Origin of the sequence: Actinomadura luteofluorescens (genome assembly GCF_013409365.1) — a bacterium.
In the GTDB taxonomy this organism is placed as follows: Bacteria; Actinomycetota; Actinomycetes; order Streptosporangiales; family Streptosporangiaceae; genus Spirillospora; species Spirillospora luteofluorescens.
Window position 1 is genome coordinate 5687325 of sequence record NZ_JACCBA010000001.1, and the last position, 20068, is coordinate 5707392.

19 protein-coding genes are annotated in these 20068 nt (G+C 75.0%); 13 read left to right on the plus strand and 6 right to left on the minus strand.

The window, feature by feature from the left end; all coding sequences use genetic code 11:
* Positions 1-19: 19 nt before the first annotated feature.
* Together BJY14_RS26520 and BJY14_RS26525 are read right to left on the minus strand one after the other, a co-directional pair.
* Positions 20-961 carry an NAD-dependent epimerase/dehydratase family protein gene (locus BJY14_RS26520; RefSeq protein ID WP_179846090.1) on the minus strand — a complete coding sequence of 314 codons (942 nt, stop codon included), beginning with the start codon at positions 959-961 and terminating at the stop codon, positions 20-22.
* Between the two features lie 44 nt (positions 962-1005).
* The gene (locus BJY14_RS26525; protein WP_179846091.1) at positions 1006-1479 is read right to left on the minus strand and encodes an SRPBCC family protein; all 474 of its coding nucleotides are present in this window, start codon (positions 1477-1479) and stop codon (positions 1006-1008) included.
* 158 nt (positions 1480-1637) lie between these two features.
* Between BJY14_RS26525 and BJY14_RS26530 the strand changes: the two genes are divergently transcribed.
* The 11 genes from BJY14_RS26530 to BJY14_RS26580 all read left to right on the plus strand — a co-directional run bounded on the left by BJY14_RS26530 (position 1638) and on the right by BJY14_RS26580 (position 12345).
* On the plus strand, positions 1638-2339 hold the full coding sequence (locus BJY14_RS26530; RefSeq protein ID WP_179846092.1) for a TetR/AcrR family transcriptional regulator: 702 nt from the start codon (positions 1638-1640) through the stop codon (positions 2337-2339).
* A gap of 225 nt (positions 2340-2564) precedes the next feature.
* Positions 2565-3437 (plus strand): CpaB family protein, encoded by an 873-nt coding sequence (locus BJY14_RS26535; RefSeq protein WP_179846093.1) that lies wholly within the window; start codon positions 2565-2567, stop codon positions 3435-3437.
* Between the two features lie 2 nt (positions 3438-3439).
* On the plus strand, positions 3440-4393 hold the full coding sequence (locus tag BJY14_RS26540; protein ID WP_312879411.1) for a hypothetical protein: 954 nt from the start codon (positions 3440-3442) through the stop codon (positions 4391-4393).
* Positions 4394-5695 carry a TadA family conjugal transfer-associated ATPase gene (locus BJY14_RS26545; RefSeq protein WP_179846094.1) on the plus strand — a complete coding sequence of 434 codons (1302 nt, stop codon included), beginning with the start codon at positions 4394-4396 and terminating at the stop codon, positions 5693-5695. It abuts the gene before it with no gap.
* A 19-nt stretch (positions 5696-5714) separates the two neighbouring features.
* Entirely contained in the window at positions 5715-6653 is a 939-nt protein-coding gene (locus BJY14_RS26550; protein ID WP_179846095.1) for a type II secretion system F family protein, read from the plus strand.
* Entirely contained in the window at positions 6650-7567 is a 918-nt protein-coding gene (locus BJY14_RS26555; protein ID WP_179846096.1) for a type II secretion system F family protein, read from the plus strand. Before BJY14_RS26550 ends, BJY14_RS26555 begins: the two co-directional genes overlap by 4 nt.
* 55 nt (positions 7568-7622) lie before the next feature.
* The gene (locus tag BJY14_RS26560; RefSeq protein ID WP_179846097.1) at positions 7623-7844 is read left to right on the plus strand and encodes a Flp family type IVb pilin; all 222 of its coding nucleotides are present in this window, start codon (positions 7623-7625) and stop codon (positions 7842-7844) included.
* Between the two features lie 5 nt (positions 7845-7849).
* A complete protein-coding gene (locus BJY14_RS26565) occupies positions 7850-8290 on the plus strand; it encodes a TadE/TadG family type IV pilus assembly protein (protein WP_312879412.1) in 441 nt (146 codons plus the stop codon).
* An 8-nt stretch (positions 8291-8298) separates the two neighbouring features.
* Positions 8299-8745, plus strand: coding sequence for a TadE family protein (locus tag BJY14_RS26570; protein ID WP_246396123.1), 447 nt, complete (start codon positions 8299-8301; stop codon positions 8743-8745).
* Complete coding sequence (locus BJY14_RS26575) at positions 8742-9227, plus strand: TadE/TadG family type IV pilus assembly protein (protein WP_246396125.1); 486 nt, start codon at positions 8742-8744, stop codon at positions 9225-9227. The genes BJY14_RS26570 and BJY14_RS26575 overlap by 4 nt, the downstream gene beginning before the upstream one ends.
* A gap of 64 nt (positions 9228-9291) precedes the next feature.
* Entirely contained in the window at positions 9292-12345 is a 3054-nt protein-coding gene (locus BJY14_RS26580; RefSeq protein ID WP_179846098.1) for a BTAD domain-containing putative transcriptional regulator, read from the plus strand.
* Positions 12346-12355: 10 nt separating this feature from the next.
* On the opposite strand, the gene BJY14_RS26585 is transcribed toward BJY14_RS26580, so the two are convergent.
* From BJY14_RS26585 to BJY14_RS26600, 4 genes are all read right to left on the minus strand, one after another.
* Positions 12356-13570 (minus strand): YncE family protein, encoded by a 1215-nt coding sequence (locus BJY14_RS26585; RefSeq protein WP_179846099.1) that lies wholly within the window; start codon positions 13568-13570, stop codon positions 12356-12358.
* Between the two features lie 257 nt (positions 13571-13827).
* Entirely contained in the window at positions 13828-14886 is a 1059-nt protein-coding gene (locus BJY14_RS26590; protein ID WP_179846100.1) for an NYN domain-containing protein, read from the minus strand.
* 90 nt (positions 14887-14976) lie between these two features.
* Positions 14977-15219, minus strand: coding sequence for an acyl-CoA carboxylase subunit epsilon (locus BJY14_RS26595; RefSeq protein ID WP_179846101.1), 243 nt, complete (start codon positions 15217-15219; stop codon positions 14977-14979).
* A gap of 30 nt (positions 15220-15249) precedes the next feature.
* On the minus strand, positions 15250-16842 hold the full coding sequence (locus BJY14_RS26600) for an acyl-CoA carboxylase subunit beta (protein WP_218905599.1): 1593 nt from the start codon (positions 16840-16842) through the stop codon (positions 15250-15252).
* Positions 16843-17008: 166 nt separating this feature from the next.
* On the opposite strand from BJY14_RS26600, the gene BJY14_RS26605 reads away from it, so the two are divergent.
* Entirely contained in the window at positions 17009-19609 is a 2601-nt protein-coding gene (locus BJY14_RS26605; RefSeq protein WP_179849648.1) for a phosphoenolpyruvate carboxylase, read from the plus strand.
* Positions 19606-20055, plus strand: coding sequence for a GNAT family N-acetyltransferase (locus BJY14_RS26610; RefSeq protein WP_179846102.1), 450 nt, complete (start codon positions 19606-19608; stop codon positions 20053-20055). The genes BJY14_RS26605 and BJY14_RS26610 overlap by 4 nt, the downstream gene beginning before the upstream one ends.
* The last annotated feature ends 13 nt before the right edge of the window (positions 20056-20068 follow it).

A 20068-nucleotide genomic window follows, 5' to 3' on the forward strand; every position in this document is an offset into this window, starting at 1 on the left:
CGGGACAACCGGGCCTAGCTTAATTACCCGCACCCTCCGCCATCCGCGAAGCCGACACGACCGCCTTCAGAGCGTCGTCCAGCGGCGTCGGGGCCATCCCGAAAGTCGACTCGAAGGCCGAAGAGTCGAGGATGTAGGGCTTGTCGAACTGGTACCGGGTCTCCCGCAGCTCCTTGACCATCGGGGAGAAGAACCCGGCCGCGTGGAAGATCGGGCGGGGCACCTCGTGGATGCGCGGCGCCGGCGCCCCCGCGATCTCGCACAGCCGCTTCCCGACCTCGACCGTGGACACCGCCGGGCCGGTGGGGACGTGCCAGGGCCGGCCCCAGGCGCGCTCGTCCGTCCCGGCGATGGCGAGGGCCTGCGCGACGTCCGGCAGGTAGGTCCACGCGTGCGGGACGGACGGGTCGCTGAAGTACGGGACGCGCTTGCCCGCCAGCAGCGGCTTCACGAAGCGCGTCTCGCCGATGTACGCCTGGTCGGTGCTGCGCGGTCCGTAGTAGTCGGATCCGCGGAGCTCGGTGACCCTGGCGCGGCCCGCCTCGTGCGCGGCCAGGGCGTCCCTCCACATCGTCGCCCGCACCCGTCCCTTGGTGCCCGTCGCGGCGAGGGGCAGGTCCTCGGTCATCGGCCCGTCCACGGGCCCGTATCCGTAGAGGCAGCTCAATGTCACCAGGACGGCCCCGGTGTCCTCGGCGGTCCCGAGGAAGGACGCGGCCATCGGCGGCCAGTCCAGCGCCCACCGGTGGTACTGGGGGTTGACGCAGTTGTAGAGCGCGTCGGCGCCCTTGGCGAGCCGGGTGAGGCGCTCCCGGTCGGCGACGTTCGCCGCGACCCGCCGGGCCCCGTCCGGGCCCGACCCGGACCGCGTCACGACGGTGACGTCGTGCCCCCGCCCGGTCAGCAGTTCGGCGAGGTGCGTCCCGACCTGCCCGGCTCCGACGATCACGTGCTTGCCCATGCTTCTCTCCTGATTCAGGTGTGCTCGGTGGTCTCGGTCTCCGCTCAGGCGGAGCGCTCGACGTGGACCTTGAGGGCGGCGAGGCGGGCCTCGTGGCCCGCGCGGAGCCTGCGCTCCCCGTAGAACAGCCGGATCAGCGGGCCGTCCAGCGACTCCTCCACGGTCACGCGGGTCCGGCCGCCCTCGTCGGCCAGGACCATGCGGTCCACGGCCCGGTAGAGGGCGAGGAAGGTGCCCGTCCAGCTCAGCTCGCGGCCCGGGTCGACCACGGCGAAGCGGGACCGCAGGGGCGTGCCGCCCTGGCTCCAGCGGAACTCCCGGCCCGGCTCGACGGCGTCCAGGGCGCGCAGTTCGAAGTCGGGCGACCAGGCCTCCCAGCCGCGCAGGTCGGCCAGGACGTCCCAGACCCGCGCGACCGGCGCGTCGATCAGGACGGCCGAGGCGCTGGTGACGGGCGCGGCGTCGTCGATGCGTCCGCGCAGTGCGTACTCGTCGTGCAGGGTCGCGAGGCTTCGCATGGGACAGGCTCCTTGGTCGGTGCTCCGTTATGAGAGCAATGCTCTCTTTTGAGAGCAGTGTTGTCAAGAGCGGTGCTCTCGAAAGAGCGCGGCGCTCTGCTAGCCTGCGGGAAACGGGCGGAACGGAGGGGCGGGAGACCGCCCCCGAGGAGGTGGGCATGGGCGCGGGGCAGACGGCGCGCGAGCGGGTCCGGGCGGAGCTGGTCCGGGAGATCACCGAGATCGCGAGGCGGCAGCTCGCCACCGAGGGCGCGACGGGGCTGTCGCTGCGCGCCGTCGCCCGCGAGATGGGCATGGTCTCGTCGGCGATCTACCGGTACTTCCCGAGCCGCGACGACCTGCTGACCGCCCTGATCATCGACGGCTACAACGCGGTCGGCGAGGCCGTCGAGCGCGCCGACGCCGAGGCCGGCGCGCGCGACCACGGCGGCCGCTGGCTCGCCGTGTGCAGGGCCGTCCGGGAGTGGGCCCTCGCACACCCGCACGAGTACGCGCTGCTCTACGGGTCGCCCGTGCCCGGCTACCAGGCCCCGCAGGACACCGTCGCCGCCGCCATGCGCGACACCGTCGTCATGGCGCGGATCGTCACCGAGGCGCACGCGGCCGGCGCGCTCGCCCCCGCCGGGCCGTGCCCGCCGCCCCCGCCCGCCATCGCCGAGGACATGGCCCGCGCACGCGCGATGCTCCCCATGGACGTCCCCGACGACGTCATGGCGCGGGCGTTCACCGCGTGGGCCGCTTTGTACGGGACCGTCAGCTTCGAATTGTTCGGGCAGTACAACAACGTGATCGAGGAGCGGGCCGCCTATTTCGACCACACGACGGCCCTGCTCGCGCGCCTCGTCGGCCTGGAACCGTGACGCGGCGGGCCCTCCGGGCCGCCCGGTCCGGGGTCAGTGACGGATGTGACTGGTGGTAAGTGGCCATGTGATCCGTGAATTCGCAGGTCATCGCCGTCTGCTCGGATATGGGCGCGCCCGGCTCCCGCGAATCCATTGACGTGACCTCTCCGCCCCCGCGAGCATGGATCGCTCGAAGGCGCGGATTCCGGTGGGACGGGGCCGCGTCAGGGCGGGAAGGAGCGCGTGGGCAGCGCGATGAAGGCCAACCAGTCGACCATCTCCGGCGGCGGCGCGGCGGGCTCGTCCGGCGGGACGGGGCTCGGGCGGTCGGGGCTCGGCACCTCGGGGGGACAGCGGCTCCCCGCGTCGTCGCGCGAGCGCAAACCGGCGCTCGCCGCGCTCGCGGTGCTGCTGATCCTCGGCGGCGCTCTCGCCAGCGCCTACCTCGTGATGGCCAGCGGCGAGCGGGTCTCGGCGATCCGGATCGCCCAGCCGGTCGCGGCCGGGCAGCGGATCCCGGCGAGCGCCCTCGAAGAGGTGCAGATCGGCGACACCGGTATCCAGTACCTCAAGTGGTCCGAGCGGGCGAAGGTGAGCCGGTACTTCGCGGCCGTCCCGCTGGTGAAGGGCGCGCTGCTGACCAACTCCATGATCAGCCCGGCCGACGCGCCCGCGAGCGGCCGGCTCGTCGTCGGGCTCGCGCTCAAGCCCGGCCAGATGCCCTCCGGCGACGTCACCCGCGGCGCGCACGTCACCCTGTTCGCCGTCGGCGGCGGGACGGGCGGCGGCCCGCGGGCCGGGACCGTCCTCGCGCGGGACGCGGTCGTGCTGAACGTCGGCGCCGGGGACGGCGGCGGCCCCACGCGGCTGCGGTCCGAGCAGACGAGCGTCGACGTCGCCGTGCTCCCGGCGGACGCGGCGCGGGTGACGCAGGCGGCCTCCGCCGGGACGGTCGCGCTCGCGCTGATCCCGCCCGGCACGAACGTCTCGGTGCCGCCCGCGGCCCCCGAGGGGCAGGACGGCGGCAACGGCGTCCAGCCCGTCCCCGGGTCCGGCGGCTCCGGCAACGGTACCCAGGGCACCGGCACCCCGGGCCCAGGGGCGGGCGGTAACTGACGGTGGCACTCATCGCGCTGGCGGCCGACAAGGGGGCGCCGGGCGTCACGACCGCGGCGGTCGCGCTCGGCGCCGTGTGGCCGCGCCCCGTGCTCGTCGCCGAGTGCGACCAGGCGGGCGGCGACCTGGTCTACCGGCTGCCCTCCGCCCAGCCCGACGGCGACGCCGACGGCGGCATGCTCAACCCCTCGCGCGGGCTCCTCAGCCCCGCCGCCACGGCCCGCCGCGGGCTGCGCCCCGACCAGGTCGCCGAGCACTGCCAGCGGCTCGCCGGCGGCCTCGACGTCCTCGTCGGCGTCACCAACGCCGAGCAGGCGCAGGCGATGACGTGGCTGTGGGGGCCGCTCGGCCGGGCGTTCGCCGGCCTCGCCCCCGTCGACGTGATCGCCGACTGCGGGCGGCTCGGCGCGGCCAGCCCGCTGGTCGAGCTGATGCACGAGGCCGACCTCGTCGTCCTGCTCACCAGGGCCACCCTGGAGCAGGTCGCCCACCTGCGCGAGCGCGTCGCCGCGCTGACCGCGGAGCTGCGCGGCGGGCCGCCCGTCGGCGTGCTGGTGCTCGCCGACCCGCGCGACTTCCGCGGCTCCATCTCCGAGGTCGACCGGATCCTCGCGGGCGCGCGCGGCCGCGCCCCCGACGCCGCGCAGGGGCCCCCGCCGCCGGACGTCACCGTCCTCGGCGGCCTGGCCCTCGACCCGAAGGGCGCCGACCTGCTGTCGGGCAGCTGGGGCGGGCGCCTGGACCGCTCGCTGCTCATCCGGTCGGCGCGCGAGGTCGCCGCCGACCTCACCGCGCGCCTCCCCGCCGCGCCCCCGGCCCCGCCTCCCGCCGGGCACCCCGGGACGCCGCCCGCGCGGCAGGACGTCCCGTCCCCGGCGGGGCCGGCCCAGCAGCCGCCGTCGCAGCCGGCGCCGCACGTGCCCGCGGGCGGCGGGCACGAGGAGGGGAGGGGCTAGATGGACCACGCTCTGGTCAAGCGCCTCCGCCAGGAGGTCGGCGACCGGCTGGCCCGGCAGCGGCGGCTGGACGCCGCCAACGGGCTGCCGCCGATGTCCGGCGAGGACGAGCGGCAGTTCGCCCGCGCCCTGATCGGCCAGGTGCTGGAGGAGTTCGCGCGCGGCGAGATCACCTCGGGGCGCCGCCCGCCGAACGCCGAAGAGGAGGAGGCCCTCGCCGCGGGGGTGCACGCGGCCCTGTTCGGCGTCGGCCGGCTCCAGCCGCTGCTGGAGGACCCCGAGATCGAGAACATCGACATCAACGGCTGCGACCGCGTGTTCCTCGGCTACGCCGACGGCCGCGAGGTGATGGGCGAGCCGGTCGCCGAGAGCGACGAGGAACTGGTCGAGCTGATCCAGATCCTCGCCGCCTACAGCGGCCTGTCCTCGCGTCCGTTCGACACCGCGAACCCGCAGCTGGACCTGCGCCTCCCCGACGGGTCGCGGCTGTCGGCGGTGATGGACGTGACCGTCCGCCCGGCGCTGTCGATCCGCCGCGCCCGCCTCGGCAAGGTGTTCCTCGCCGACCTGGTCGGCAACGGAACGATCACGCAGGAGGTCGGGCAGTTCTTTCGCGCCGCCGTGCACGCCCGCAAGAACATCATGCTCGCGGGCGCCACCAACGCGGGGAAGACGACGCTGCTGCGCGCCGTCGCCAACGAGATCCCGCCGCACGAGCGGCTGATCACCGTCGAGCGCGCGCTGGAACTCGGCCTCGACGCGTTCCCCGAGCTGCACCCGAACTGCGTGGCGTTCGAGCAGCGGCTGCCGAACTCCGAGGGCCAGGGCGCGATCTCGATGGCCGAGCTGGTCCGCCGGTCGCTGCGGATGAACCCGTCCCGGGTGATCGTCGGCGAGGTGCTCGGCGACGAGATCGTCACGATGCTGAACGCGATGACGCAGGGCAACGACGGGTCGCTGTCGACGATCCACGCCAACTCCTCGGCGGAGGTGTTCAACCGCGTCGCCACGTACGCGATCCAGTCGGAGGAGCGGCTGCCGGTCGAGGCGACCCACATGCTGATCGCGGGCGCGATCGACTTCGTCGTGTTCATCGAGAAGCGCAACGACTACGCCTCCGGCGGGCGGCTGCGCCGCTACGTGGCCAGCGTCCGGGAGGTCACGGGCGTGGACGGGCGCGTGCTGTCCTCGGAGATCTTCGCGCTCGGGCCGGGCGGGTACGCCGTCCCCGCCGCGCCGATCGCGTGCGTCGCCGACCTCGTCGACCACGGCTACGACCCGTCCGCCGGAGGCGGCTGGTGACGCGCGGGGGTGGTGGGCGATGTACGCGCCGGACGTGATGCTCGCCGTCGCCGCAGGCGGCGCGGTCGGCGGCGGCCTGCTGCTGCTCATCGTCGCGATGCGCGGGCTGCCGCCGCGCCGCGGGCCCGCCCGCGGCCGCAGCCGCGAGGACCTGGTCCGCACCCTCACCACCCGTACCGCCGTCGCCGCCATCGTCGGCGCCGTCGTGCTGATCGTGACGCGCTGGCCGATCGCCGCCGCCGGCACCGCGGCGCTCGTCCTCGCCTGGAACGGCCTGGCGGGCGGCGCCGCCGAGGAGCGCAGGGGCATGGCGCGGCTGGAGGCCCTCGCCGCGTGGACCGAGTCGCTGCGCGACACCATCGCCGGCGCCGTCGGGCTGGAGCAGGCCATCCCCTCCTCGCAGCGCGCCGCCGCGCCCGCCCTCCAGCAGCCGCTGCGCAACCTCGTCGACCGGCTGCACACCCGCGTCCCGATGCCGGAGGCGCTGCGCCGGTTCGCCGACGACCTGGACGACCCGTCCGCCGACCTGGTGATCGCCGCCCTCATCCTGAACGCCAAGCTGCGCGGCCCCGGGCTGCGCGACATGCTCGGCGCCCTCGCCGACTCGGCCCGCGCCGAGCTCGACATGCGGCGCCGCGTGGAGGCCGACCGCCGCGCGACCCGCCGCAGCGTCCGGATCGTCGTCGCCGTCTCCGTCGGGACGGCCCTGGCGCTCGCCGTGTTCAACCACTCCTACGTCGAGCCGTACGACGACGTGCTCGGGCAGCTCGTCCTGTGCATCGTCGCCGCCCTGTACGGCGCCGCGTTCCTGTGGCTGCGCCGCCTGTCGCGGTACGAGATGCCCGGGCGGTTCCTCAGCGAGCCGCGCGGGGCCGCCCAGCCCGGCGTGCCCGGCGAGGTGCCGAGCACCGTCGCGGGCTGGCAGGGCCGGACCGCCGAGGGCGGTGGAGCCCCGTGAACGGCGCGATGATCGCCGGCGCCGTCGTCGGCTTCGGCCTGTACATCCTCGTCCGGGCGCTGTTCCCGTCGCGTCCGGGCCTCGCCGCGCGGATGGCCGCGCTCGACGCCGCCCGCCGCCGCGACCTGGAGGAGCAGCGGGCCGGGACGGCCTCGCCGACGCTGGAGCGGGTCGGCGGGACGCGGGCGAAGATCGGGCGGGAGCTGGCGCGGATCTGCGAGGCGCGCGGCTGGCGGCTGCGGTCGGTGCGCGCCGACCTGGCGATCACCGAGCGGTCGCTGGAGGCGTTCCTCGCCACGAAGTTCCTGCTGCCCGCCGCCGCGCTGCTGTTCATCCCGCTGATCGTCGCCTACTTCACGCTGCTCGGCCTCGGCTCCTCCGTCGCCGTCCCGGTGTGGATCTGCGTGCTGTTCGCCGCCCTGTTCTTCTTCTTCCCCGACATGCAGCTCCGGCAGGAGGCGCAGGCGCGCCGGCAGGACTTCCGGCACGTCGTCGGCGCGTTCCTCGACCTGGTCTCGATGAACCTCGCGGGCGGACGCGGCGTCCCCGAGGCGCTGATGACCGCCTCGAACGTCGGCGAGGGCTGGGCCATGCACCGCATCCGCGACGCCCTGTCCAACGCCCGCATCACCGGCCGGACCCCCTGGCAGGCGCTCGGCGGGCTGGGCGAGGAGGTCGACATCGCCGAGCTGCGCGACCTCGCGGGCGCGCTCGCGCTGGTGTCCGACGACGGCGCCCAGGTCCGCAAGTCCCTCGCCGCCCGCGCCGCGTCGATGCGCAGCCGCGAGCTGTCGGAGCTGGAGGGCAAGGCGGGCGAGCGCTCCCAGTCGATGCTCATCGCGCAGCTGTTCCTGTGCGCCGGCTTCCTGATCTTCCTCGCCTATCCGGCCCTGATGCGGGTGCTCGCCTCATGACCGCGACCTGTATGACCGTTGACAAGTCCCGCCGAACCCCTCTGGAGGTGTCACGATGAGTCCGCTCAATCCCCTGAACGACCCGGCCGTCGTCTACTTGCGCGCCCTGATCGGCACCCGGCTGGCGCGGCTGCGAGACGAGGAGGAGCGGTGCCGCGGCGCGTCCGCGATCGAGTGGGCGATCATCACCGCGATCCTGGCGCTGATCGCGATCACGATCGGGGCGGTGATCCAGAAGAAGATCCAGGACAAGGCCAACAGCATCAACACGGGCTGACCGCCGTGCGGCCCAGGGAACCCGGCGTCTCCTCCGACGCGGGGGCCTCATCGATGGAGTGGGCGCTGCTCACCCCCGTCCTCATCCTCATGATGCTCGTCGCGGTGCAGTTCGCCATGGTCTTCCACGCCCGGCACGTCGCCCTCGCGGCGGCGCAGTCGGGCGCCCGAGTCGCGCGCACCTCCCCGGTCGGCGGCGGCTGGGAGGGCGCGGCGACCGCGAAGGCGGCCGGCAGCGTGCGCGAGATCGGCCCGGACCTGCTCGGCGGACTCCAGGTCAGGGCGGGGGAGGACGACGACGAGCGCTGGGTCGAGGTCAGCGGCGAGGCCGTCCAGGTCGTCCCGTTCATGACGTTCCACGTGTCGCAGCGCTCGCAGGGTCCGATCGAGTGCTTCCGTCCCGACGTCGGCTCCGGGACGGCCTGCCAGCGGGGAGCCGCCGGATGAGGGCCCGCATGCCGCGTCCCGCCGCCGACGGCGGTTCCATGTCCCTGGAGATGGTCCTCGTCACGCCCATCTTCGTGGCGTTCCTGCTGTTCCTCGCGGGCGCCGGGCGGATGGTGGACGCCAAGAGCCAGGTGGACGGCGCGGCCCGCGACGCCGCCCGCGCCGCGTCCATCGCCCGCAGCTCCGGAGCCGCGCAGAGCCTCGCCGCCGACACGGCGTCCGCCGGCCTGCGCGGAACCGCCTGGTGCTCGGGCGGCCCCTCCGTGCAGACCGACGTGTCCCGCTGGGGGCCGGGAGGCAGCGTCGGCGTGACCATAACCTGCGACGTCGACCTCGGCGACCTGGCGTTCATCGGGCTGCCCGGCAGCAAGCGGCTCCAGGGCCACGCGATCGCGCCCGTCGACACCTACACCTTCCGCGGGACCGACGGCGAGCCGCCGGAGGACGCGCCATGACGAGACCGCCCACCGCCTCGGAGGCGCGGGCCGCCGGCGACGGCCCGGCCGGGGACGACGGCCGCGACCGGGGCACGATCGCGATGTACACGGTGCTGTTCACCCCGGTCGTCATCCTGCTGGCCGGGCTGCTCGTGGACGGCGGGCTCGCCATCCACGCCCGGCAGCGCGCCGCGGACATGGCCGAGCAGGCCGCCCGCGCCGGGGCGAACCAGATCGACACCGACGCCCTGCGGCGGACCGGGGAACCCGTCCTGGACCCGGGCCGGGCCCGCGCGGCGGCGTGCGACCTGCTGGCCTCCTACAGCGACCAGGTGACCGGGTCCCGGTGCGACGCCGACGAGCAGGAGGTCGCGGTCACCGTGCGGATCGGCGTCCGGCCGCAGCTGCTCGGGATCATCCCGGGCTTCGGCGAGTTCCAGCTGACCTCCAGCGCGACCGCCCGCCCCGTCACGGGCGGACCGGGAGGAGTCAACCCGTGAGCATCGGCGAGAACGGCTTTACCATGAGGACGACGTCCAGCGACCGGAGAACGGCAGGGGCGCGATGGTGACACGGCAGGGGCGCAGGGCACCCGTCCGGGTGCGCAGGCAGCGCAGCGCGGGTGACGTACTGGCCGGGATCGGGGCGCTCGTCCTGCTCGCCGCGCTGATGGCGGGCGTGCCGTTCGCGCTGCTGACGATCTTCGGTTCGCCGCTGCCGGACCACGTGCCGTCCGCGTCCGACCTCACGCACAAGGTGGGGCCGGGCTCGCTCATCGCGATCCTCGTGGTGCTGGTGTGGCTCGCCTGGATCCAGCTCGCGGCGTGCGTGGCCGTCGAGGTGTACGCGGGGATCCGCGGCGTCGGCGTGCCCGCGCGGGTGCCGCTCGCGGGCGGCACGCAGTCGCTCGTGCACCGGCTCGTCGTGGCCGCGCTGCTGCTGTTCACCGCCACCACCGCGATCATGCCGGCGCTCTCCGGCGGCGGGCTGTCCCAGCGGCCGCCCGCCGTGCAGATGCAGCCGCAGTCGCAGGAGTTCCACCGGATCCCCGAGGCGCCGGAGCGCCCCGCCGCCGCCCCGGCCGCCGAGAACCTCGCCGCGCACCCGGCGGAGAAGGCCGCCACCACCAAGATCTACCGGGTGCACCCGCCGGAGGGCCGGCACCACGAGTCCCTGTGGGAGATCGCCGAGAAGTGCCTCGGCGAGGGCCGCCGCTACAACGAGATCTACTCCCTCAACAAGGGCCACATCCAGCCGGACGGGACGCGGCTGACGATCGCGAGCCTGATCCGTCCCGGCTGGATCCTGGAGATGCCCGCGGACGCCAAGCACGCGCAGGTCATCCCCACCAAGGACCTCCACGACTACTTCAAGCACGGGCACGCCGTCCCCGACGCGCCCGCCAGGCCGAATCCGGCCCCGCCCGCGGCGCCGAAGCCCACCCCGCCGGCGCAGCAGACACCGCCCGCGCAGCAGGCGCCGCCGACTCAGGCTCCGTCGACGCAAACTCCGCCGACGCATCAGCCGCCCGCGCAGGAGGCCCCGCCGGCGCAGCCGCCCGCCTCCCAGGCCCCGCCGGCCGTCCCGCGGCCGTCGGCCACGCCGACCCCGGCGCCGCAACACACCGAGCCGAAGGCGCCCTCGACCGAGAAGCCCGCATCGGAGAAGCCGGCGCCGGAGAAGCCGGAGACGGCGCAGCCGCCCGCGCACGACGGCGGGACGGAGCGGCCCTCGGACGAGACCGGCCGCCCGTTCGACGTGAGCTGGCCGCACGGCATCGCGGCGGCGTCGCTCCTCGCCGCGGGGCTGCTCGGCGCGCTCGGCCGGCGGCGCCGCACCCAGATGTGGCACCGCGCGTTCGGGCACATGATCGTCCGGCCGGAGGGGGCGGCGGTCGAGGCGGAGCGGGCGCTGCGGATCGGCGCCGACGAGGACGCCGCGCGGCTGCTGGACCTCGGGCTGCGGCACATGTCCAAGTCGATGGCGGCGGGCGGGCGCGCCCTGCCGACCATCTACGGCGTGCACCTCGGGCACGGCAGCCTCGACCTGTGGATCGCGCCCGCCGACCGGAACCCGCCCGCGCCCTGGCAGGCGTTCGACGACGGGCAGGTGTGGCGGCTGGGCGCCGACGCGCTGCCGGGCCTGGAGGCCTCCGACCTCGTCGACGTCCTCGCCCCCTACCCCGGCCTGGTCTCGATCGGCACGAACGACAACGGCCGCATCCTCGTCGACCTGGAGGCCGCGCACGGGCTGATCGCGCTGCGCGGGCCCGAGGACACCCGCCGCGCCGTGCTGTCGGCGGTCGCGCTGGAGCTGGCCACCAACCGCTGGTCCGACCACATGCGGATCACGCTCGTCGGGTTCGACGCCGAGCTCGGCGAGGGCCTGGCGGAGATCGCCCCGGACCGCGTCCGGTCCGTCCCGACGCTGGAGGACGCGCTGCCCGAGCTGGAGGGGCGCAGCGAGGAGGTGCGGCAGGCGCTCGCCGCGTCCGGCGTCGACTCGGTGCTCACCGGACGCTGCCGCGGCGTGTTCGGCGAGGCGTGGATGCCGCACTACCTGATCATGGCGGACCAGCCCCCGGAGCGGGACGCCGACCGGCTCGTCGCGCTGGCCCGCACCGGCACCCGGATGGCCGCCGGCTACGTCGTGCCCGGCGACGTGCAGGGCGCCACCTGGACGTGGGACGTCGACGCCGCCGGGCGCCTGCAGGCCGGCGTGCTCGGCTTCGACGTCGAGGCGCAGCTCGTGGGCGACGACGACTACCGCGGCGTGTTCGAGCTGTTCCGGACGGCCGCGCGGCTGGAGCCGGTGGAGCTGCCCGGCCTCGCCGGCGGCGAGGAGCCGCCGACCGCGCAGGAGTCGTCGGTGGAGGTCCGGCTGCTCGGCCCGATCGAGGTCGACGCGCCGGGGCCGATGGACGAGTCCCGCCGCGAGCTGTGCACGGAGCTGCTGGTGTACCTCGCGGCGCACCCGGAGGGCGTCCACCCGACGGTGCTGTCCGGCGCGATCTGGCCGCGCGGCACCAGCGCCGGGGTCCGCGACGCGTCCGTGGCCCGCGTGTCGGACTGGCTCGGCCGCGACGCCCGCGGCCGCCCCAACCTCTACCACGACGACCGGGGCCGGATCCGGCTCGGCTCCGAGGTGCGCGTCGACCTGAACGTGTTCCGCTGGCTGGTGTGGCGGTCGGCGGCCGAGCCCGCGTCCGAGACCGCCTACATGGCGTACGCGCTGGACCTCGTCCGCGGCCCGCTCCTCGCCGACCGGCCGCGCGGCCGCTACGCCTGGCTCGCCGACCACGACCTGGAGTTCGAGGCGCCCGCACGGGTGATCGACGTCGCGCATCGCCTCGTCGTGCTGCGGCTGGAGGAGGGCGACCCGCGCGGCGCGGTGAGCGCGGCCCGCGCCGGGCTGCGGCTCGCCCCCGAGGACGAGGGCCTGTGGCGCGACCTGCTCCGCGCCACCCACGCGACCGGCGACGTGGCGCAGGTCGAGGTGGCCGTGGACGAGCTGCGCGGCCGCGTCGGCCGGGACCCGCTGTTCGACGGGCTCCAGCCCGAGACGGAGGCGCTCGTCGAGGAGCTGCTCCCCGACTGGAACCCTGTCGGTTCGCGCTAGTCGGGTCGCGCTAGCGGTACAGGCCGGTGCCGCCCAGCGAGTAGCGGCCGGGCTGCGGATGCACGCACAGGCCCGCCGGGCGGCCGCCGACCCGGACGGACCGGACGACGCGCCCGGTCCGGGTCGAGACGGCGTAGACGAGCCCGGCGGGGTCGGCGAGCCACAGCACCGTGCCGTCCGAGGACACCCCGCCCGGCGCGGGCGAGCCGCCGCCGGGCAGCGGCCAGCGGGCCGCGACCCGCCGCGATCCGAACTCGACGGCGGTGAGGGCGCCGCCGCCCACGACGAAGAGCCGCCGCGCGTCCCTGCTGATCGCCAGGCCCCGCGCGCCGGGCCCCGTCCGGACGAACCCGGCCAGGGCGAACCGCCGGGCGTCCACCAGCCACACCCCGCCGTGGCGGGCGTCCGCGACGTAGAAGGCGGACCCGTCGGGGGAGAGCCGCAGGTCGCCGGGCCGGGCACCGTCCGGCAGCCGGATCGTGCCGGAGACGGCGCGGTTCGCGATGCCGACGCGGGTGAGCAGGCCGGCGGCGGTGCACGTGGCCACGAGGGACGCGCCGTCGGGCGTGAAGTCGGCGTGCCCGGCCGCGCACGGCAGGGGCGCCGACCCCCGCGGCGCCATCGTGCGCGGGTCGCGCAGGTCGACCCGGTCCGGGCGGCGCGCCAGGACGAGCGCGTCGCGGCCGTCGGGGGTGAAGTAGAGCCCGGTCGGCGCGGTGACCCCGACCGGGCGGCCCCGCCGCCCGCTGCGCGGCCCGAGCGGGATGAGCAGGCCGTTCGCGCGGTCGGTGGCCCACAGCCGCCGCAGATCCCACGACGGCGCCAGCCGCGACGCCGCCCCGGTGTGGAAGCGGCCGACGAGCCGGAGCCCGGCGGCGTCGAGGACGTCGACGTACGGGCCGTTCGGCACGTACAGCCGCGGCGGCAGCCCGCGCGCGGTCGGCGCGAGCATTCCGGGGCCGGTGGCGGCGTAGACGGCGCCGCCCGCGGGCGCGACGGGCACCCCGCCGGGCGGCCCGGACTCGGACGCGCGCGGAGCGGCGCCGCCCGGGCGCGCCGGCAGGTAGGGCGCCGGCCCGCCGAGCCCGACGACCGGGTCGTCCGGGGAGCCCTCCCCGGGCCGGTAGAAGGGGACGGGCGACTCGCACCCGGCCAGGCCGGTCAGCGCGAGGCCCGCGGCGAGCGGCAGCGCGGCGGCCCGTGATCGTCCCTTGTGAGTTCGCATGCGCGGTCTCCCCCATTCACGGCGGGGACCTTACCTACGGACGACGCTCGGTATCCGGTTAATTGCCAAACGTGTTCCCCGCGGAGGCGGTATCGGGTGCCGGCCGGCCCGCGGGGTGCGCGGTCCACCGCCACGAAAGACGCAAAGCCGTCCAGGCTCGTCTACCGGCTCGGAGTGGGCGCCGCCATGCGCGTCGCCCGGCGACGCGCGCGCCGTGCGGGCCACGACATCCTCCACTGAGGCACCGCGGCCGGTCCTCAGTCGGACTTGCCGATGCCGATGCCGAACTCGCGGTAGACGCGCTCCCAGAAGCCGTCGCGCAGCCAGGTGCGGGCCTCCTGGTAGGGGCGCAGCGAACCGCCGAGCTCCTTCTCCGCCTCGATCAGCAGCTCCTTGTCGATGACGGGCGGCAGGATCGGGCCGGGCAGCAGGTCGCGGATGTTGTCCCGGCCCCGCTCGAAGATCCACTTCTGGGCGACGTGCTCGCCGATCTCCAGCATGTGGTCGCGGTCGGGGCCGAGCTTGCCGTCGGACGGCGCCGCCGTGGCGGAGTTCAGCGACGCGGCCACCGTGGCGGGCGTGGCGGCGCCCGGCACCGGGACGGCCGCGCGGGCCGCCGCGGGCGTCGGCTTGACCGACGGGGGGCGCCCCGCGAACACCTGCGACGGTGACGGGACGGGGCTGGAGCGCTGCGCGGCGGCCGCGGCGTCGCGGACCGCGGCGGCGGACCCGGGCGCGGGCACCGGCAGCACCTTGGCCTTGGTGAAGTACGGGCGCAGGAACTCGGCGGGCAGCACCTCGACCGTGTCGGACTCCCAGACCAGCCACTCGGCCTGGTTCGAGCCGTGCGTCGGCTCGACGCCCCACAGGTGCACGCGGATGCCGTAGCGCTGCGCGGCCTCCACGGCGGGCAGCATGTCCTCGTCGCCGGCCAGCAGCACCGCGTCGGTGATCCCGCGGTGCCGGGCCAGGGCCTCCAGGTCGGCGCGCAGCTGGGCGTCCACGCCCTTCTGCTGCCCCTGGGCGTTCAGGTTGCCGAGGCGCAGCTTCACCAGCGGCAGGTTGGCGATCACCCGCTGGTCCACGGTCGGCTGGCGCTTGGGCGCGGCGTCGAACCAGTACACCCGCAGCAGCTCGCCCCGCCGCTGCTCGTCGGCGTGGTCGGTGAGCGCCTTGATGAGCTTCTCCGCGGCGACCCGGTACTCCCGCCGGGATCCGCAACCGAGCAGCAGGGCACCGGAGGCCGCGTAGAGGTATCCCGCGTCGACGAAGATCGCGTATCGCGCGGGCTGTGGGACGTACTCCGAGGTGGCCATGGCCTTCCACCTTATTCGTGCGGAGCGCCCCGCCGGGTGCGAACCACGGTTACATGTCGCGGGGCGGCCCGGCGTGGCCCGCGTCGGGCGTCAGCGCGGCAGGCCGCTCGCCCGCCACGCCCCGGGCCCCCGCGGCCGCGGCCCGCCCGCGAGCGTGGTGCGCACGAGCCGGGAGCGGTCGGCCCAGCGCGACGGCGGGGGCGGGGCCGCGCCGTCGCGGGCCGCGGCGGCGGCCCCGGCGCGGGCGGTCAGCACGGCGACCAGCGCCGCGATCTCCTCCGGACCCGGGTCGCCGCGGACGATCCGCAGGAACGGCTTGCTGTCGGCGGTCACGAGATATCCCACCTTCCGGGCGTGTCCCCGCTAGAGCGGGATGTTCCCATGCTTCTTGGGCGGCAGGGTCTTGCGCTTCTCGCGCAGCGCCCGCAGCGCCCGCACCACCTGCCCGCGCGTCTCCGACGGCTTGATCACGTTGTCGATGTAGCCGCGGTCCGCCGCGATGTAGGGGTTGGCGAGCGCGTCCTCGTACTCGGTGATCAGCTCGGCGCGGCGGCCGTCGGGGTCCTCGGAGGCGGCCAGCTCGCGCCGGTACAGGATGTTCACCGCGCCCTGCGCGCCCATCACCGCGATCTGTGCCGTCGGCCACGCCAGGTTGATGTCGGCGCCGAGGTGCTTGGACCCCATGACGTCGTAGGCGCCGCCGTAGGCCTTGCGCGTGATGATCGTGACGAGCGGGACGGTGGCCTCGGCGTAGGCGTACAGCAGCTTCGCGCCGCGCCGGATGATCCCGTTCCACTCCTGGTCGGTGCCGGGCAGGAAGCCGGGGACGTCCACGAAGGTCAGCACCGGGATGTTGAAGGCGTCGCACGTCCGGACGAACCGGGCGGCCTTCTCGGAGGCGTCGATGTCGAGCGTCCCGGCGAACTGCATCGGCTGGTTGGCGACGATGCCGACCGAGTGGCCCTCGACCCGGCCGAACCCGACGATGATGTTGGGCGCGTACAGCGCCTGGACCTCCAGGAACTCGCCGTCGTCCAGCACGTGCTCGATGGCGGTGTGCATGTCGTACGGCTGGTTCGGCGAGTCGGGGATGAGGGAGTCGAGCTCCTCGTCCACCTCCGACGGGTCGACGGGCACGTCGAACGCGGGCGCGTCGGACAGGTTGTTCGACGGCAGGTACGACAGCAGCGCCTTGACGTACTCGATCGCGTCGTCCTCGTCCGACCCCTGGTAGTGGGCGACGCCGGAGCGCGAGTTGTGCGAGTGGGCGCCGCCGAGCTCCTCCATGGTCACCTCCTCGCCGGTGACCGTCTTGATGACGTCCGGCCCGGTGATGAACATGTGGGACGTCTTGTCCACCATGACGATGAAGTCGGTGATCGCGGGGGAGTACACGGCCCCGCCCGCGCACGGCCCCATGACCAGCGAGATCTGCGGGATGACGCCGGAGGCGTGCACGTTCCGCTTGAAGATCTCCGCGTACAGGCCGAGCGCGACCACGCCCTCCTGGATCCGCGCGCCGCCGGAGTCGTTGATGCCGATCACCGGGCAGCCGGTCGTGACGGCGTGGTCCATGACCTTGCAGATCTTCTCGCCGAAGACCTCGCCCAGGGAGCCGCCGGAGACGGTGAAGTCCTGGCTGAAGACCGCGACGGGACGCCCGTCGACCGTGCCGTACCCGGTGACGACGCCGTCGCCGTAGGGGCGGTTCTTCTCCATCCCGAAGCTGGTGGAGCGGTGCCGCGCCATCTCGTCGAACTCGACGAACGAGCCGGGGTCCAGGAGCGCGTCGATCCGCTCCCGGGCCGTCATCTTGCCCTTGGCGTGCTGCTTCTCCACGGCGCGCGCCGAACCGGCGTGCACCGCCTCGTAGCGGCGCCGTTCCAGGTCCGCGATCTTTCCCGCCGTGGTGTGGATGTCGTAGTCCACCGGGGGTTCAGGGGCTTCCATCGCCATGCGCGCCAGGGTAACCGCCCGCTGATGCCGCGCTCGCGGCCGGGGCCCGCTGACCGGGACCGACGGGGGCCCGGGGCGAGGCGCGGGCCGGTGGGAAGGGGCCTCGCGGCCTCTCGTTACCCTTGGTCGGGTGGCTACGAAGACGCGAGACATCCTCCGGCAGGACATGCCCGAACCGCTGCGCCGCGACGTGCGGCTGCTCGGCGCCATGCTCGGCGACTCCCTCGTGGAGTACGGCGGCCCGGGGCTCCTGGACGACGTCGAGCGGCTCCGCCACGCGGTGATCTCGGCCCGCCGCGGCGAGGCGGGCGGCGACGACGTCGCCGCCCTCGTCGACGGCTGGTCGCTGGAACGCGCCGGCCAGGTCGCCCGCGCGTTCACCGTGTACTTCCACCTGACGAACCTGGCCGAGGAGCACCACCGCATCCGGACGCTGCGGGAACGTGACACCGGCGGCACCGTCGCCGGGTCCGCGGCCGCCGCGGTCGAGGAGATCCGCGCCGCGGGCGACGGACGGCTGGAGGCGGTCGTCGAGGGCCTGGAGTTCCGGCCGGTCTTCACCGCGCACCCCACCGAGGCCCGCCGCCGCGCGGTCGTCACCGCCATCCAGCGGATCAGCGACCTGCTGGCCCGGCTGAACGGCGACCCCGGCGCGAGCGAGCGCGAGGAGACCGAGCGCAGCCTCCGCGAGGAGATCGACCTGCTGTGGCGGACCGCGCTGCGCCGCGTCTCGCAGATGGACCCGCTGGACGAGGTCCGCACCGCGATGGCCGCGTTCGACGAGACGATCTTCCGGGTCGTCCCGCACGTGTACCGGTCCCTGGACCGCGCCCTGGAGGGCGGCGCCGACGCCGGGACCCTCGGCGCCCGCCCGCCGAAGGCCCGCCCCTACCTGCGGTTCGGCAGCTGGATCGGCGGCGACCGCGACGGCAACCCCTACGTCACCGCGCAGGTCACCCGGGACGCCGTCATGATCCAGGCGGACCACGTCCTGCGCGCCCTGGAGGCGGCGTGCGCCCGGATCGGCCGGGAGCTGACCGTCCACGAGTCGACCACGCCCGCGTCCGGCGAGCTGCTGAACGCCCTCGCCGCCGCCCGCACCGCCCATCCCCGGCTGCTCGGGGAGACGGCCAAGCGCTCGCCCGGCGAGCCGCACCGCCAGTTCCTCCTGCACGCCGCCGCCCGCATCTCCGCGACCCGCGAGCGCGACGCCGACCTCGCCTACGCCTCCCCGGAGGAGCTGCTCGCCGACCTGCGCGCCGTCCAGGACTCCCTCGCCGCCGCGGGCGCCCCCCGGCAGGCGTACGGGCGCGTCCAGCAGCTCATCTGGCAGGTCGAGACGTTCGGGTTCCACCTCGCCGAGCTGGAGATCCGCCAGCACTCCGAGCTGCACGAGAAGGCCCTGGAGGAGGTCCGCTCCGGAGGCGCGCGCTCGGAGATGACCGAGGAGATCCTGGAGACCCTCCGGGTCGTCGCCTGGATCCAGCGGCGGTTCGGCGTCCGCGCCTGCCACCGCTACATCGTCTCCTTCACCCGCTCAGCCGAGGACATCGCGAACGTCCACGCCCTGGCCGAGACCCTCGGCGACGGCGCGCCGGTCCTGGACGTGATCCCGCTGTTCGAGACCGGCGAGGACCTGGAGCGCGCGCCGTCCGTCCTCGACGGGATGCTGGAGATCCCGGCCGTCCGGCGCCGCCTGGAGGACACCGGCCGCCGCCTTGAGGTCATGCTCGGCTACTCCGACTCCGCCAAGCAGCTCGGCCCGACCAGCGCCACCCTGCGGCTGTACGACACGCAGGAGGCCCTCGCCGCGTGGGCGGCCCGGAACGACGTCAGGCTCACGCTGTTCCACGGCCGCGGCGGCTCCCTCGGCCGCGGCGGCGGGCCCGCCAACCGGGCGATCCTGGCGCAGGCGCCGGGCTCGGTCGCGGGCCGCTTCAAGGTCACCGAGCAGGGCGAGGTCATCTTCGCCCGCTACGGCCACGCCGAGATCGCCAAGCGGCATGTCGAGCAGGTCACCAGCGCCGTCCTGCTCGCCTCGACCGACGCCGTCCAGGACCGCGCCCGCGAGGCCGCGGCCCGCTTCCGCCCCCTCGCCGACAAGATCAGCGAGGCGGCCAGGGGCGCGTTCCGGAGCCTCATCGAGACCGAGGACTTCGCCGTCTGGTTCGCCCGGGTCAGCCCCCTGGAGGAGATCGCCGAGCTGCGCATCGGCTCCCGCCCGGCCCGCCGCAAGGCCGCCCGCGGCCTGGAGGACCTGCGCGCCATCCCGTGGGTGTTCGCCTGGACGCAGACCCGCGTCAACCTCCCCGGCTGGTACGGCCTCGGCAGCGGCCTCGCCGCCGTCTCCGACGACGGCCGCGACCTCGCCGAGCTCCGCGAGGCCTACGAGGCGTGGCCGCTGTTCAACACCCTCCTCGACAACGCCGAGATGAGCCTCGCCAAGTCCGACCGCGCGATCGCCGAGCGCTACCTGGCCCTCGGCGAGCGTCCGGAGCTCTCCGAGACCGTCCTGACCGAGTACGACCGCACCCGCCGCCTCGTCCTCGCGGTCACCGGCCACGACCGCCTCCTGGAGAACCGCCGGGTCCTGTCCCGCGCGGTCGAGCTCCGCAACCCCTACGTGGACGCCCTCTCCCACCTGCAGCTGCGAGCCCTGAAGGCGCTGCGCGCGGGCGTGCGGGACGACACGGAGCGCGCCCACCTGGAGGACCTGCTCCTGCTGTCGGTCAACGGCGTCGCCGCCGGCCTCCAGAACACGGGATGACCGTGATCAGACCCGCCGCCCGGCCGGACCGCCCCCGCATCGAGGAGATCGTCGAAGCGGCCTACGCCCCCTGGGCCGAGATCATCGGCGCCCGCCCGATCCCCATGGACGCCGACTACGCGACCCTGATCGACGCCGGCCAGGTCTTCGTGACCGTCCCCGGGGACGGCCTGATCGTCCTCGTCCCCGAGGACGGCGTCCTCCTGGTCGAGAACGTGGCCGTGGACCCGGGCCGCCACGGCCGGGGCATCGGCCGAACGCTCCTGGCGTTCGCCGAGGACCGCGCCCGCACGCTGGCCCTGCCCCGCCTGCGCCTGTACACCAACGAGCTGATGACCCCCAACATCGCCCTCTACGAGCGCCTCGGCTACCACGAGACGGGCCGCGAGACCATCGGCGGCCGCGGCATCGTCCACATGGCCAAGCAGGTGCCCGCCCGCTCGTAGGGGGTGTGTCGGC